Here is a 14,859-nt window from a genome sequence, read left to right as displayed (position 1 = left end):
TGGATAACCCCGGCCTCCGCCGACCGCGGACCGCGCCGGTTCTCGAAGGGGAGATGCCAGTGAGAAGCAGAATCGCGGCCCGGATCACCGCCGCGGCCTGTGTCGGAGTGCTCGCGCTGACCGCGTGCGACAACCCCGACGGCGCCGGCGGCGAGGAAGGGGAGGGCGGTGCCGCGAGCACCGAGGACCTCCGCGTCGGGATCGCCTACGACATCGGCGGGCGCGGCGACAAGTCGTTCAACGACTCCGCGTACCGCGGGCTGCAGCAGGTGGAGGAGGAGCTCGGCGTGGCCGAGGTCCGCGACCTGGAGCCCAACCCCGACGAGCCGGACAGCGCCAAGGTCGACCGGCTGCGGCTGATGGCCGACGACGGCTTCGACGTGGTCATCGGCGTCGGCTTCGCCTACGCCGAGCCGCTCCGCGAAGTCGCCGAGGAGTTCCCCGACACGCACTTCGCCATCGTCGACGAGGAGATCGACGACGTCGACAACATCACCAGCCTCGTCTTCGCCGAGGAGCAGGCGTCCTTCCTGGTCGGCGTCGCCGCCGCGCTGAAGACCGAGGAGGACCACGTCGGCTTCGTCGGCGGCGTGGAGAGCCCGCTGATCCGCAAGTTCGAGGCCGGCTACGCGGCCGGGGTCGAGCACGTCGACCCCGACATCGAGATCGAGTCCCAGTACCTCAGCCAGCAGGGCGACACCTCCGGATTCCAGGACCCGGCCGGCGGCAAGGCGGCCGCCGAGAGCCAGTACGACAAGGGCGCCGACGTCGTCTTCCACGCTGCGGGCGGCTCGGGTGCCGGCGTCCTCGAGGCCGCCATGGCCGAAGAGGCGATGTTCATCGGCGTCGACAGCGACCAGTACGAGGGCGCCGACGACGAGGAGAAGCCGTACATCATCACCTCGGCGACCAAGGGCGTCGACACCGCGGTCTTCGAGTTCGTCAAGTCCGTCGGGGAGGGCGGAGCCGAAGCCGGGATCCAGCGCTTCGACCTCACCGACGGCGGCGTCGACTACGCGACCTCCAACGAGGAGGAGATCGCCGACGTCACCGACGAGGTCGACGAGGCCAAGCAGCAGATCATCGACGGCGAGATCGAGGTGCCGACCGAGCCTTAGGACATGTTCGGCGGGCAGCTGCCCTGCCGTGGCACGCCCCCGCGGCGCTCGCCTCGGCCGACCGGGAGACCCCCTGTCGCGCACGGGGCACCGCCCGCTGCGGGGGGCCCGCCGAACACGCCCGAGTGCAGAAGTCCCCGGCGGCTGCCCGGATTCCCCCACCGGGCAGCCGCCGGACCCGGCCGCGGGGCCGGGGGCGCCGCGCCGGACGACCCCGGCGCGGCGCCGCGCGTGCACCGCCGCCCTGCCGGCGGGCATGGCACGACCAGCGGCGCGGCACCCACCGGCGCCGTGCGCACGCTGCGCGGATGCGGACAGGAGCGAGATGGACAACGAGCCGACGCCCGGCGGGGGAGACCCTCCCCGCCCCGGGGGTCCGCCGGCGGTCGAACTGCAGGGGATCACCAAGCGGTTCCCCGGCGTCGTCGCCAACCACGACATCGACATCACCGTCGCGGCCGGGACGGTCCACGCGATCGTCGGCGAGAACGGCGCCGGCAAGTCGACCCTGATGAAGACGGTGTACGGGCTGCACCGGCCGGACGAGGGCACCATCGCCGTCAGCGGCGCCGAGGTCGCGCTCTCCTCGCCGGCCGACGCCATCCGGCACGGCATCGGAATGGTCCACCAGCACTTCATGCTGGCCGACAACCTCACCGTGCTGGAGAACATCGTGCTGGGTGCCGAGCGCGCCCACGGCATCGGCGGGCGCGCCCGCGCCCGGGTGCGCGAGCTGTCCGACACCTACGGCCTGGGGGTGCAGCCCGACCTGCTGATGGAGGACCTCGGCGTCGGCGACCGCCAGCGCGTGGAGATCCTCAAGGTGCTCTACCGGGGCGCCCGCGTCATCATCCTCGACGAGCCGACCGCGGTGCTGGTGCCCCAGGAGGTCGAGGAGCTCTTCGCCAACCTGCGCGAGCTCAAGCGCGAGGGGCTCACCGTCATCTTCATCTCGCACAAGCTCGACGAGGTGCTGCGGGTCGCCGACACCATCACGGTGATCCGCCGCGGCACCACCGTCGCCACCGTCGACCCGGCCGGAACCAGTGCGAGCGAGCTCGCCACCCTGATGGTGGGCGGCACGCTGCCCGTGCCGGAGCTGCGCGAGTCCACCGCGACCGACGAGGTGGCCCTGGAGATCGACGGCTTGCGCGTGCTCTCCGGGGGGCGCGCCGCCGTCGACGGGGTGTCGCTGAGCATCCGCCGCGGCGAGATCGTCGGCATCGCCGGCGTCGAGGGCAACGGGCAGGCGGAGCTGATCGAGGCCGTCATGGGCATGCGGACCGCCGCCGAGGGCCGCGTCCTGCTGTCCGGAACCGACATCACCGGGTCCGGCACCCGCGCCATCCGCCGGTCCGGCGTCGGCTACATCCCCGAGGACCGGCACCGGCACGGCCTGCTCCTGGAGTCCCCGCTGTGGGAGAACCGGGTCCTCGGCCACCAGTGGGGGCCGCCCAACGCGCGCGGGGCGGTGATCGACGAGTCCGGAGCGCGCGCCGACACCGAGCGCATCGTGGCCGCCTACGACGTGCGCACCCCCGGGGTCGACGTGCTCGCCGACGCGCTGAGCGGCGGCAACCAGCAGAAGCTGATCGTCGGCCGGGAGATGAGCGGCGACCCGGCGGTGCTCCTGGCGGCGCACCCCACCCGCGGGGTCGACGTCGGCGCGCAGTCCGCCATCTGGGAGCACCTGCGCGCGGCCCGCGCCAGCGGGCTGGCAGTACTGCTCGTCTCGGCCGACCTGGACGAGCTCATCGGCATGTCCGACCGGCTGCTGGTGATCCTGCGCGGCCGGATCGTCGGCGAGGCCGACCCGCGCGAGGTGACCCCGGTCGGCCTCGGCTCGGCGATGACCGGCGCCGCGACCGACGACGACTGCGTCCGCCCGGTGGACCAGGGGCCCGCCGCGGCGCCCGGAACCGGCGGCCCCCGTACAGAGAACGGAGGGGCACCATGACGGACGGTCCCCCGACCCCCGGTCACCGGAAGGATCCGGCAGGCGCCGGCGGCCCGCCGGACGCCGCAGGCGGCAGCGGTCCCGGGGACGGCGCCGCCGGCCGCAGCGGACCGGGCGGTTCCGCTGGCGCGGGAGACGCCGGCATCGGAGGCGCTCCGCCCCCGGACCCGCCCGGCGCCGGCGGGAGCGGCGCGGTTCCGCTCACCGGGACGGCCTGGGCAGCGCTCGCCGCCACCGCTGCGGTGGCGGCCGGCGTCACGGTCCTCCTCGACCTGGGGCTGCTGGCCTGGGCGGCCTGTGCGCTGGGTGTGCTCGCCTCCTACGCCGTGCCGCTGTTCGCGCCGATCGGCGGGTCGCCGGTGGGCCGCCGCGCCCCCGAGCCGCCGCTGATCCGCGGCGCCGTCACGGTGATCGCCCCCGTCCTCGGCGCGGCCCTCGGCATCGTGACCGCCGCGGTCTGCGACCTGTGGCTGATCGAACCGGTCGCCTACGCCATCGGTGCCGCCGCCGGCGGCGCCATCGCCGCGCTGCTCCGCCGCGGCCTGGACCGGATGCTGGCACTGGCGATCACCGCCGTCGCCGCCGCCGTGGTGCTCGGCTTCACCGTCACCGCGACCGTGCTGCTGGTGACCGGCGTCAATCCGCTCTTCGCCTTCGGCGAGATGCTGAAGCACGGCGTCAAGCCGGACAGCATCGTCGCCATCGCCAACAACGGCGCGACGCTGTACCTGTCGGCGGTCGCGGTCGCGATCGGCTTCAAGATGCGGCTGTTCAACATCGGTGTGGACGGCCAGTACCGGCTCGCCGCGCTGTGCGCCGCCGCGTTCGGCGCGGCGGTGCCGCTGCCGCCGGTTCTGCACCAGGCGGCGATCCTGCTGGTCGCGGTCGCCGTCGGCGGGCTGTGGGCGGGCATCGCCGGCTACCTGAAGGTCGCCCGGGGCGTGTCCGAGGTGATCTCCACGATCATGCTCAACTCGATCGCCACCGGCATCATCGCCTACCTGCTCAGCACCGACCGGCTCGCCGTCTCGATCGGCACCAACAACATCGGCACCCCCGACATCGCGGAGTCGGGCTGGGTGCCGGGCATCCCGATGGAGTTCATGGGCGCCCGGGTCGACCTGTTCGGCCTGGTCTTCCTCGCCGCCGCGGTCGGCGTCGGCTACTGGTGGGTGCTCAACCGCAGCAGGTTCGGGTTCGAGCTGCGCGCGACCGGGCAGGCGCCCAGCGCCGCCACCGCGGGCGGCGTCGACGTCAAGCGCATGGTGCTGTTCGCCATGGTGCTCAGCGGCATGGTGGCCGGCCTGGTCGGCATGCCGCAGCTGCTCGGTGACTCGCACAACTACGCGCTCGACTTCCCGGTCGGGCTCGGCTTCACCGGCATCGCGATCGCCCTGCTCGGCCGCAACCACCCCGCGGGGATCGCCCTTGCGGCCGTGTTCTGGTCCTTCCTCGACCAGTCCGCGCAGGTCCTCGACTTCCAGGGCATCCCCAAGGAGATGGCTGTCGTGACGCAGGCGACCGTGGTCCTCACCGTCGTCGTGGTCTACGAGGTCGTGCACCGCTGGGGGCGCAGGTACGAACAGCAGCAGGTCGGCCGTGAGCTGGGCCGCGCGGAGGTGTCGGCATGAGCCAGGAGATGACCGTGGCCCCGCCCGAGGCGGCGCCGCCCCCGGTCCGCCGGTCCCGCGCCCGGTGGCGCATCCTCAGCATCGTTGCCGCGGCCTTCGCGGCGCTGTCGGCGGTGCGCCTGTTCACCGGCCAGGACGCGCTCACCTCGGCCGGCACCGTGCAGACCACGCTCGCCTTCGCCGTTCCGATCGGACTGGCCGCCCTGGGCGGCCTGTGGGCGGAGCGGTCCGGCATCATCAACATCGGCCTCGAAGGCATGATGGTGTTCGGCACCTGGTTCGGCGCGTTCGCCGCCTGGTCGACCGGGAACCCGTGGGCCGGGCTGGCGGCGGGCATCCTCGGCGGCGTGATGGGCGGCCTGATCCACGCGGTCGCCACCGTCACCTTCGGCGTCGACCACATCGTGTCCGGCGTCGCCATCAACATCCTGTCGGTGGGCGCGATGCGCTACCTGTCGGTGCTGTACTTCATGGACGCGCCGGGCGGCGGCGCCGGCCAGTCGCCCCCGCTGCCGGAGTTCGGCCGGGTCGGGCTGCCCTACGTCGCCGACGTCCTGCAGCCGGTGCAGGAGAGCGGTGTCTTCCTTGCCGCCGACCTCGCCGGTATCGCCATCGGACTGACCACCGGCATGTCGGTGATCACCCTGCTCGCGCTCCTGCTCCTGCCCGCCTCGTACTGGATCCTCTGGAAGACCCCGTTCGGCCTGCGGCTGCGCTCCTGCGGCGAGAACCCGGACGCGGCCGAGTCCCTCGGCGTCAACGTGTACGGCTACAAGTACGCGGCGCTGCTGGTCTCCGGCGGCCTCGCCGGGATGGGCGGCGTGTTCCTCGCGATGGTGGCCTCCTCGGTCTACCAGGAGGGCCAGACCGGCGGCCGCGGCTACATCGGCCTCGCCGCGATGATCTTCGGCAACTGGCGCCCCGGCGGACTCGCCATGGGCGCCGGGCTGTTCGGCTTCACCGACGCCCTCCAGGTCCGCGGACAGGGCCCGGCCGTCCACGCGCTGCTCCTGCTCCTCGCGCTCGCCCTGGCGGTCCTCGCCGTGTGGCAGTGGCGCCGGGGCCGGATCGGCCCGGCCGCAGCGGCGCTCGGCACCGCCGTGGCCCTCGGGGTGTGGTTCGCCCTGGTCGACACGGTGCCGCGGGAAGTCGTGATCGCCAGCCCCTACATCGCTACGCTCCTGGTCCTGGCACTGGCGTCGCAGCGGTTGCGGGCGCCGGGGGCGGTGGGCGCCCAGTGGCGGAGGAGGAGCGGATGAGCGGAGCGCCGGCGGAACCGGGCGGCACCGCCGACTGGGCTGCGCTGCGGGAGGCGGCCCGCGCCGCGGCCGCCCGCGCCTATGCCCCCTACTCGGGGTTCCGGGTGGGTGCGGCGGCGCTCACCAGCGACGGCCGCACCGTCGTCGGCTGCAACGTGGAGAACGCGTCCTACGGCGTCACGCTGTGCGCCGAATGCGGACTGGTCTCCGCGCTGCACGCCACCGGCGGCGGCCGCCTGGAGGCGTTCGCCTGCGTCGACGGCGCAGGGGCGCCGCTCATGCCGTGCGGCCGCTGCCGCCAGCTGCTGTACGAGCACGGCGGCCCCGGTCTGCTGCTGGCGACGCCCGAAGGGGTACTGCCGCTGTCGGCGGTGCTGCCGCAGCCGTTCGGGCCGGAGCACCTCGGCACGGCGCCCGGCGAAGCAGGCTGACCGGCACCTCCGGCGGCAGCCGCGGCCGCCCCGGTCCGCGGGACACATTCGAGTACCGGCACCCCCGGGAGGCGCCATGGACGTCATCGACATCATCACCGCCAAGCGCGACGGCGCTGAGCTCACCGGCGACCAGATCGACTGGCTGATCGGCGCTTACGCCCTCGGCCCGGAGGGCGGCATCGCCGACGAGCAGATGGCGGCGCTGGCCATGGCCGTCGTGTGGCGCGGCATGACCCGGGCCGAGGTGGCGGCGTGGACCGGCGCGATGCTCGCCTCCGGTGAGCGGCTCGACCTGTCCGGACTGGACCGGCCCACCACCGACAAGCACTCCACGGGCGGCGTCGGCGACAAGACCACCCTGCCGCTGACGCCCGCGGTGATGGCGTGCGGCGCCGCGGTGCCGCAGCTGTCCGGCCGCGGCCTCGGCCACACCGGCGGCACCCTGGACAAGCTGGAGTCGATCCCGGGCTGGCGGGCCGACCTGGCGCCCGCGGCGCTGATCCGCCAGCTGCGCGAGACCGGCGGGGCCGTGTGTGCGGCGGGGCCCGGACTCGCGCCGGCCGACCGGCGGCTGTATGCGCTGCGCGACGTCACCGGCACGGTCGAGTCGATCCCGCTGATCGCGGGGTCCATCATGTCCAAGAAGCTCGCTGAAGGCACCGGCGCGCTGGTCCTCGACGTGAAGGCCGGTGCCGGCGCGTTCATGAAGGACGCCGGCTCCGCCCGCGAGCTGGCCCGCACCATGGTCGACATCGGTACCGACCACGGCGTCGCCACCCGCGCGCTCATCACGGCGATGGACGCCCCGCTGGGCCGCGCCGTCGGCAACGCGCTGGAGGTGGCCGAGGCGCTGGAGGTGCTGGCCGGCGGGGGCCCCGCCGACCTGGTGCGGCTCACCGTCGAGCTGGGCCGGGAGATGCTCGCGGCGGCCGGGATGGGGGGCGCGAAAGATCCCGCGGACGCACTCGCCGACGGCACGGCGATGGACGCGTGGCGCGCGCTGGTGCGCGCCCAGGGCGGCGACCCGGACGCGCCGCTGCCGCGTGCCGCGGAGCGGCGCGAGGTGCTCGCGACCGAGACCGGCACCCTGGCCGGCCTGGACGCCTACCGCATCGGTGTGGCGGCCCGGCGCCTCGGCGCGGGCCGGGTCCGCAAGGAGGACCCGGTGTCGGCGGGCGCCGGCATCACCCTGCACGCCAAGCCGGGCGACGAGATGCGCGCCGGCCGGCCGCTGTTCACCCTGCACGCCGACGACCCCGACCGCTTCGACGCCGCGGCGGAGGCCCTGGCCGGGGCCGCTACGACCGCATCCCCGTCGGCGCCGCTGCCGCTGATCATCGACCGGGTCTCCTGAGCGCACCCCCGGCCGCCAGCGTGCGAGGGGGCATCGGGGCGGTGCGGTCGGCCGCGCGGCATGGCCCGCGCCCTGCCGGCGGCCGGTTCGCGCGGTGCGGCCGGCTGGAGTGGAGGCCGGGGACGGAACGGTGCGGCCAGCGTGCCGCCGCCACCGCGGCCGCCGGTCCCGCCCGCCCTCCCGGCACCGCGCCCGCCGGTCCGGCGCGGACGGTCCGGCGCTCGGCGGCCGCGCAGCCCGGTCCGGCGCTGCCCGCCTCCGTGGCTGCACCCGCGGGGGCGGCACCGCATCCGCTCCGCGCCTCCGACCGGACGCTGCAGAGCTCGCCGGGATCGCCGAGACGGCGCGCCGCAGCGGCCTCCGCCGCCGGATCGGTGCACGCCGCCGAGAGCCGGGCATCCCGCGGCACCGGGGGAGCGGGCCGCTGACTTCGGCCATGCCGCCTGGCGGCCGCGGTGCCGCGGCGGGACGGGGCGTCCGGGTGCAGGTCCGCGGCCCCGCCCGGAGCCGCCGAACCTGCCCGGCTGCGCGGCGGGCCGGCGTCCGCGCCGGCGCGCTCACTGCCCCGAAGCCCCCGGGTCCGGCGCCCCGCTGACGTGCCGGACGGGGGAACGCCGGCCGTGCCCGCCGCATGGTCCCCGATTCCAGCAGCGCGTTCGGACCCCGTCTCGGCGCGCCTTCGCTGCGAGGTGCGGTCCAGCCGCGACCCTCGACGTGGTGGCGCCGTGGTCCGCTGCGCCGCCCTCCCCCGACCCCCAGGACCGAGGAGCCCCCGATGGACTTCGCCGAACCGGCCGAACGCACCGAGCTGCGGGCCGCGGTGGCCCGCCTCGGTGCGGAGTACGGGCCCGAGTACTACCGCGGCCGCGCCCGCGAGGGCGCCTACCTCAGCGAACTCTGGGAGCGGGCTGGCGCGCTCGGCTACCTCGGGGTGAACCTGCCCGCCGAGTACGGCGGCGGAGGCGGCGGCATCGCCGACCTTGCGGCCGTCCTCGAAGAGCTGGGCGCCGCGGGCTGCCCCACGCTGATGATGGTGGCCTCACCCGCCATCTGCGGCACCGTCCTCGCGCGCTTCGGCACCGCGGAGCAGAAGAAGGGGTGGCTGCCGGGGATCGCCTCCGGACAGGTGATCCTCGCGTTCGCCATCACTGAGCCCGACGCCGGCTCGAACGCGCACAACATCACCACCACGGCGCGCCGCGACGGCGGCGGGTGGGTGCTGCACGGGCAGAAGACCTTCATCTCCGGCGCCGACGTTGCCGATGCGGTGCTGGTCGTCGGCCGCACCGAGGACGCCGCCACCGGCCGGCTCCGCCCGGCCCTCTTCCTCGTGCCGACCGGCGCTCCCGGCTTCGAAGCGCGCCGCATCGAGATGGACCTGATCAGCCCCGACCGCCAGTTCGGGCTGTTCTTCGACGGGGTCCGGCTGCCCGCTGAAGCCCTCGTCGGCGACCCGGGATCCGGCCTGCCCCAGCTGTTCGCCGGCCTCAACCCGGAGCGGATCATGGTGGCGTCGCTGTCCACCGGATCGGCCCGCAACGCACTGGACACCGCGGTGCGCTACGCCCGCGAGCGCGCGGTGTGGGGCCGCCCGATCGGCGCGCACCAGGGGCTGGCGCACCCGCTGGCACAGGTCAAGGTGGAGATCGAACTGGCACGGCTGATGACGCAGAAGGCCGCGGCGCTCTACGACGCCGGGGACGACGAGGCGGCTGGCGAAGCCGCGAACATGGCGAAGTACGCCGCGGCCGAGGCCGGTGTGCGCGCCGTCGACCAGGCCGTGCAGACGCTCGGCGGCAACGGGCTGGCGTCCGGGTTCGGTCTGGGGGCGGCCGTTGCCAACGCGCGCCTGGCCCGGATCGCGCCGGTCAGCCGCGAAATGGTCCTCAACTACGTGGCGCAGCACTCGCTCGGCCTGCCCAAGTCCTACTGACCCGGCCGCGCCAGGGGGCGGACACGGGAGCGGCGGGCGCCCGAAGGCGCCCGCCGCGCAGGTCAGAGTCGGATCCGGGCCGCAGCCCGGGCAGATCAGCCGCCCATGCCGGGCACCATCGGCTGCGGCGGCGCCGGCGGCGGCACCAGCAGGTAGGTGGCCGCGGCGGTCGCGACGAGCAGCACGCCGACGAGCAGCACGGCCCCGGCCAGCCAGCGGGTCCAGGTGCGGGTGCCGGAACCGGCCGCGATCAGGGATGCACCGGACAGCACAACGGCGACCAGGGCGAACACCCCGTCGCCGGCGGCCATCGTCTTGATCATGCCCTCCTGCGAGGCGGCGGTGACCGAGGCGGCCAGCTCCACCACCCGGGTGCCGATCAGCGAGCCGAGCAGCGCGAACGCGCCGGCGATGGAGAACATCTCGGCGGACAGCACCCCCGGGGTGCGGCGGGCGGCGGACGCCGGAGCGGAGACGGCGCCCTCCTCTGCTCCTTCGGCCGCTGCGGAAGCGTCGCCGTCGGCGGCGGAGTCCTCGGGGGCGAGCCGGCTCTCGGCCGGCGGGTCGTCGACCGCGGTGGCGGGGCCGGCGAACGACGGCGAGCCGTTCGCTGCCGAGCCCGCGGCGGTCGATCCGCCGGCGGTCGGGGCTGCGGTGTCGCCGCTGCCGGGCGCGGCGCCGTCCACGTCGGTTGCGGCGGCGCTGCCGTTGGCGCGGGTGTCGTTGGATTCGGGATCGGTACTCATCCCCCGCCAACCTACCCCCGCAGGTGTGTGCTCCGGGTCAAGCGGCACGGCGCGGTGCCGGCGGCGGAATTCGGCCCGGGTCTGGCGCCGGTGCGGGGCGCCGGGCGTGTCGCGTCCGCCCGTTGGTCGAAAGGCGGCAATTCCAACATCTCGGGCCGGTGATGCGATGACCTTCGGCCGACCATACGCGCGCGGTCGTGCGGGTAGGACAGCGGGAGCCGCGACGCCGATGCCGCGAGCGAAGGGGGAGCAATGACCACGATCGAGGTTCCGGCCCAGGACCCGCTGAGTGAGGCGGACCTCCGGGCGGTCGACCTCTACTGGCGGGCCGCGAACTACCTGTCGGTGGGGCAGATCTATCTGCTGGACAACCCGCTGCTGCGCGAGCCGCTGCGGCCGGAGAACATCAAGCCGCGGCTGCTCGGCCACTGGGGTACCACGCCCGGTCTCAACTTCATCTACGCGCACCTGTCACGCCAGGTGGCACGGCGCGGCACCGACCTGATCTGGATCATGGGGCCCGGCCACGGCGGCCCGGCCGGCGTCGCCGCCGCCTGGCTCGACGGCACCTACACCGAGGTCTACCCGCAGGTCACCCAGGACGCCGAGGGCATGCGGCGGCTCTTCCGCCAGTTCTCCTTCCCCGGCGGAGTGCCCAGCCACTACGCGCCCGAGACGCCGGGCTCCCTGCACGAGGGCGGCGAACTCGGCTACGCGCTCTCGCACGCCTACGGCGCCGCGTTCGACAACCCCGACCTGGTGGTCGCCGCCGTCGTCGGCGACGGCGAGGCCGAGACCGGCCCGCTCGCGGCCAGCTGGACCTCCAACAAGTTCCTCGACCCGGTGACCGACGGGGCCGTCCTGCCGATCCTGCAGCTCAACGGCTACAAGATCGCCAACCCGACGGTCCTTGCGCGGATGTCGGACCGCGAACTCACGTCCCTGATGGAGGGCTACGGCTACCGCCCCTACTTCCTGTCCGGCAGCGAGCCCGGCGTCCTGCACCGGGAGGCCGCCGAGGTATTCGGCCGCGCCCTCACCGAGATCGCCGAGATCCAGCGCCGCGCCCGCTCCGACGGCGAGGCCGGCGGCGTCCGCTGGCCGATGATCGTGTTCCGCACACCCAAGGGCTGGACCGGGCCCCAGGAGGTCGACGGCCTGCCGGTGGAGGGCACCTGGCGCGCACACCAGGTGCCGCTGGCCGAGGTGCGCACCAACCCCGGCCACCTCGCCCAGCTGGAGGAGTGGATGCGCTCCTACCGGCCCGAGGAGCTGTTCGACTCCGACGGCGCGCCGCGCCCCGAATGCCTGGAGCTCGTGCCCGAGGGCGACCGCCGGATCAGCGCCAACCCGCACACCAACGGCGGGCTGCTGCTCAAGGAGCTCACCCTGCCCGACTTCCGGGACTACGCCGTCGACGTGCCCGAGCCCGCAGCGGTGCAGCACGAGGCGACGCGCGTCCTCGGCGGGTTCCTGCGCGACGTCGTCCGCGCCAACGGCAGCAACTTCCGCATCTTCGGGCCGGACGAAACCAAGTCCAACCGGCTCAACGCCGTCTTCGAGGCCACCGACCGGGCCTGGGACATGCCGGTGCTGCCGACCGACGAGGACCTCGCGCCCGGCGGCCGCGTCATGGAGGTGCTCAGCGAGCACCAGTGCCAGGGCTGGCTGGAGGGGTACCTGCTCAGCGGCAGGCACGGGCTCTTCAACAGCTACGAGGCGTTCATCCACATCGTCGACTCCATGGTCAACCAGCACGCCAAGTGGCTGAAGACCTGCCGCGACATTCCGTGGCGCCGGCCGCTGGCGTCGCTCAACTACCTGCTGAGCTCGCACGTGTGGCGCCAGGACCACAACGGGTTCAGCCACCAGGACCCCGGCTTCATCGACCACGTGATGAACAAGGACCCCGAGATCATCCGGGTCTACCTGCCGCCGGACGCCAACACGCTGCTGTCCACCTACGACCACTGCCTCCGCTCGCGCGACTACATCAACGTCGTCGTCGCGGGCAAGCAGCCGCAGCTGAGCTACCTGCCCATGCAGCAGGCCATCGCGCACTGCACGCGCGGCGCCGGCATCTGGGAGTGGGCCAGCACCGACGGCGGCGACGACCCCGACGTCGTACTCGCCTGCGCCGGCGACGTGCCGACGCTGGAGACCCTCGCCGCCGCCGACCTGCTCCGCACCCACTTGCCGGAGCTGCGGGTGCGCGTGGTCAACGTCGTCGACCTGATGCGGCTGCAGCCCGCCGAAGAGCACCCGCACGGTATGACCGAGCGCGCCTACGACGCGCTGTTCACCACCGACAAGCCGGTGATCTTCGCGTTCCACGGCTACCCGTGGCTCATCCACCGCCTCACCTACCGGCGCAACGGCCACGGCAACCTGCATGTCCGCGGCTACAAGGAGGAGGGCACCACCACCACGCCGTTCGACATGGTGATGCTCAACGACCTCGACCGGTTCCACCTGGTCATGGACGTCATCGACCGCGTTCCCGGGCTGGCGGCGAAGGCGGCGCACCTGTCCCAGCGCATGCATGACGAGCGGTTGCGGTGCCGGGCCTACACCCGGGAGTTCGGTGAGGATGCTCCGGATGTGCGTGACTGGACGTGGCGGGGCTAGGGGGCGAAGGCGGCGCGGTGTCTCTGTTCCAGCGCATGCGTGACGAGCGGTTGCGGTGCCGGGGCCTATGCCCGGGAGTTCGGTGAGGATGCTCCGGATGTGCGTGACTGGACGTGGCGGGGCTAGGGGGCGGAGGCGGCGCGGTGTCTCTGTTCAGCGCATGCGTGATGTGCGTGGCTGCATCCGGCAGCGCTAGCCCGGACTTCGGGCAGTGGGGGAGCGGTGGGGCGGGTCCGGGCGGGGCCGCCCCACCGCGGTGCGTGCGGGGCGCACGTCCCGGAGGGGAAGCGCGGGGCTCGGGGGGACTGCGCACCGGCCGGGGAGCCCTGGGCAGGGCGGCCGGGGTCGGCTATCAGGGGATGGGGGCGCACCGGCGCGTCCCTCGCCCGGACGGCCCCGCCCGTGCAACGTAGGGACGGCGCGGGAGCAGCGGCACCGCAGCGCCCGCCTCGCGGACGCGGCAGGGGTGCCGCAGCAGCAGGGGAGCGCCAGGGCGGCACGGGCACGGAAGCGGAGGCCAACGGTATGGGACTGCAGGTGCTGATCATCAACACCGGGTCGAGCAGCGTGAAGCTGTCCGTCCTGGACCCGCGGGACGAGGAGATCGGCCGCCAGACCGTCGAACTGAGCGGCGGCAACCTGACCGAGGAGCAGCTGCACGCGGCGCTGTCCGACCTGCCGCACGTCGACGCCGTGGGACACCGCGTCGTGCACGGCGGCCCCGACTACCAGGGGCCCACCCTGATCGACAGCGCGGTGGTCGGCCGGCTGCGGGAGCTGTCGGTCCTGGCGCCGCTGCACCTGCCCAAGTCGCTCGCCGGAATCGAGGCGGCCCGCGCAGTGCTGCCGGACGTGCCGCACGTCGCCGCGTTCGACACCTCCTTCCACGCGACGCTGCCGGAGGCCGCCCGCAGCTATGCCGTGCCGGCCGCCTGGAGCGAGCGGTTCGGACTCCGCCGGTACGGCTTCCACGGCCTCTCGCACGCCTACTCGGCGCGGCACTCCGCCGAACTGCTCGGCCGGCCCAGCGCGGGCCGGCTCGTCGTGGCCCACCTCGGCGCGGGGGCCTCGCTGGCGGCGGTGCGCGACGGCATCAGCACCGACACCACCATGGGCTTCACGCCGACCGAAGGGCTCGTCATGGCGACCCGGTCCGGCGACGCCGACCCGGGAATGCTGCTGTGGCTGCTGGAGTACGGCGGCCTGGACGCCGCCGAAGTGTCGGAGGGCCTCAACCGCGGCGGCGGCCTGCGCGGGCTGACCGGCGACTCCGACATGCGCGCGGTCGCCGAGCGGATCGACGCCGGCGACGCCGACGCCCGCTTCGGCCTCGACGTCTACCTGCACCGGCTGCGCGCCAAGATCGCCGCGATGGCCGCGGCGCTGGGCGGCCTGGACACCCTGGTGTTCACCGCGGGCGTCGGCGAGCACCACCCGCGGGTCCGCGCCGGCGCGGCCGACTCCCTCGGCTTCCTCGGCGTGCACCTAGACACCGCCGCCAACGAGGCCGCCCAGGGCGACGCCGACATCACCGCTCCGGGGGCCGCCGTGCGCACCCTCGTCATCACCGCCCGCGAAGACCTGGAGATCGCCCGCGGTGTCCGCACCGTGCTGGAGGGCTGACGGAGGCCGGCGGCGAGCCCCGGTGCGCTGAGCGGTGCGCCGGGGCGAACGGCGCCGCAGCCGGAGCGCATCCGCTGAGGGGGCGCGCCGCCGGCGGGTGCCGGGGCCGGGCGCCTCCCGGCCGGGCTGCGGCACCTGCGGGCCTTCGGCCGGAGGCGGCGCGGCGGGCAAGAACC

The 14,859-nt window shown here is 74.5% G+C and carries 10 protein-coding genes; 9 read left to right on the top strand and 1 reads right to left on the bottom strand.

What is annotated here, in order from left to right:
• Positions 1–59 precede the first annotated feature (59 nt).
• From ACYVGT_RS03545 to ACYVGT_RS03515, 7 genes are all read left to right on the top strand, one after another.
• Positions 60–1,118, top strand: coding sequence for a BMP family lipoprotein (locus tag ACYVGT_RS03545; RefSeq protein ID WP_460854919.1), 1,059 nt, complete (start codon positions 60–62; stop codon positions 1,116–1,118).
• Positions 1,119–1,443: 325 nt separating this feature from the next.
• Complete coding sequence (locus tag ACYVGT_RS03540; protein ID WP_460854918.1) at positions 1,444–3,075, top strand: ABC transporter ATP-binding protein; 1,632 nt, start codon at positions 1,444–1,446, stop codon at positions 3,073–3,075.
• Positions 3,072–4,706: an ABC transporter permease gene (locus ACYVGT_RS03535; RefSeq protein WP_460854917.1), complete on the top strand. Its 1,635-nt coding sequence runs from the start codon at positions 3,072–3,074 to the stop codon at positions 4,704–4,706. The genes ACYVGT_RS03540 and ACYVGT_RS03535 overlap by 4 nt, the downstream gene beginning before the upstream one ends.
• Entirely contained in the window at positions 4,703–5,965 is a 1,263-nt protein-coding gene (locus ACYVGT_RS03530) for an ABC transporter permease (RefSeq protein WP_460854916.1), read from the top strand. Before ACYVGT_RS03535 ends, ACYVGT_RS03530 begins: the two co-directional genes overlap by 4 nt.
• Entirely contained in the window at positions 5,962–6,396 is a 435-nt protein-coding gene (locus ACYVGT_RS03525) for a cytidine deaminase (protein ID WP_460854915.1), read from the top strand. The genes ACYVGT_RS03530 and ACYVGT_RS03525 overlap by 4 nt, the downstream gene beginning before the upstream one ends.
• A 76-nt stretch (positions 6,397–6,472) precedes the next feature.
• On the top strand, positions 6,473–7,753 hold the full coding sequence (locus ACYVGT_RS03520) for a thymidine phosphorylase (RefSeq protein WP_460854914.1): 1,281 nt from the start codon (positions 6,473–6,475) through the stop codon (positions 7,751–7,753).
• Positions 7,754–8,528: 775 nt separating this feature from the next.
• Positions 8,529–9,686 (top strand): acyl-CoA dehydrogenase family protein, encoded by a 1,158-nt coding sequence (locus tag ACYVGT_RS03515; protein WP_460854913.1) that lies wholly within the window; start codon positions 8,529–8,531, stop codon positions 9,684–9,686.
• A 95-nt stretch (positions 9,687–9,781) separates the two neighbouring features.
• Here the strand turns inward: ACYVGT_RS03515 and ACYVGT_RS03510 are convergent, their stop codons facing one another.
• Positions 9,782–10,432, bottom strand: a complete 651-nt coding sequence (locus ACYVGT_RS03510; protein ID WP_460854912.1) for a hypothetical protein — start codon at positions 10,430–10,432, stop codon at positions 9,782–9,784.
• Between the two features lie 252 nt (positions 10,433–10,684).
• On the opposite strand from ACYVGT_RS03510, the gene ACYVGT_RS03505 reads away from it, so the two are divergent.
• A complete protein-coding gene (locus ACYVGT_RS03505) occupies positions 10,685–13,060 on the top strand; it encodes a phosphoketolase family protein (protein ID WP_460854911.1) in 2,376 nt (791 codons plus the stop codon).
• A 531-nt stretch (positions 13,061–13,591) separates the two neighbouring features.
• Positions 13,592–14,683 carry an acetate/propionate family kinase gene (locus ACYVGT_RS03500; protein ID WP_460855124.1) on the top strand — a complete coding sequence of 364 codons (1,092 nt, stop codon included), beginning with the start codon at positions 13,592–13,594 and terminating at the stop codon, positions 14,681–14,683.
• Positions 14,684–14,859 lie beyond the last annotated feature (176 nt).

It is taken from the genome of Nocardiopsis coralliicola (genome assembly GCF_054779695.1).
The sequence above is the reverse complement of the archived record's forward strand: the minus strand, read 5'-3'. Positions and strand labels throughout refer to the sequence as shown.

Coding starts and splice junctions, on each gene's coding strand:
- ACYVGT_RS03540 (WP_460854918.1), top strand. CDS start 1,444: ATGGACAACGAGCCGACGCCCGGCGGGGGAGACCCTCCCCGCCCCGGG.
- ACYVGT_RS03535 (WP_460854917.1), top strand. CDS start 3,072: ATGACGGACGGTCCCCCGACCCCCGGTCACCGGAAGGATCCGGCAGGC.
- ACYVGT_RS03530 (WP_460854916.1), top strand. CDS start 4,703: ATGAGCCAGGAGATGACCGTGGCCCCGCCCGAGGCGGCGCCGCCCCCG.
- ACYVGT_RS03525 (WP_460854915.1), top strand. CDS start 5,962: ATGAGCGGAGCGCCGGCGGAACCGGGCGGCACCGCCGACTGGGCTGCG.
- ACYVGT_RS03520 (WP_460854914.1), top strand. CDS start 6,473: ATGGACGTCATCGACATCATCACCGCCAAGCGCGACGGCGCTGAGCTC.
- ACYVGT_RS03515 (WP_460854913.1), top strand. CDS start 8,529: ATGGACTTCGCCGAACCGGCCGAACGCACCGAGCTGCGGGCCGCGGTG.
- ACYVGT_RS03510 (WP_460854912.1), bottom strand. CDS start 10,432: ATGAGTACCGATCCCGAATCCAACGACACCCGCGCCAACGGCAGCGCC.
- ACYVGT_RS03505 (WP_460854911.1), top strand. CDS start 10,685: ATGACCACGATCGAGGTTCCGGCCCAGGACCCGCTGAGTGAGGCGGAC.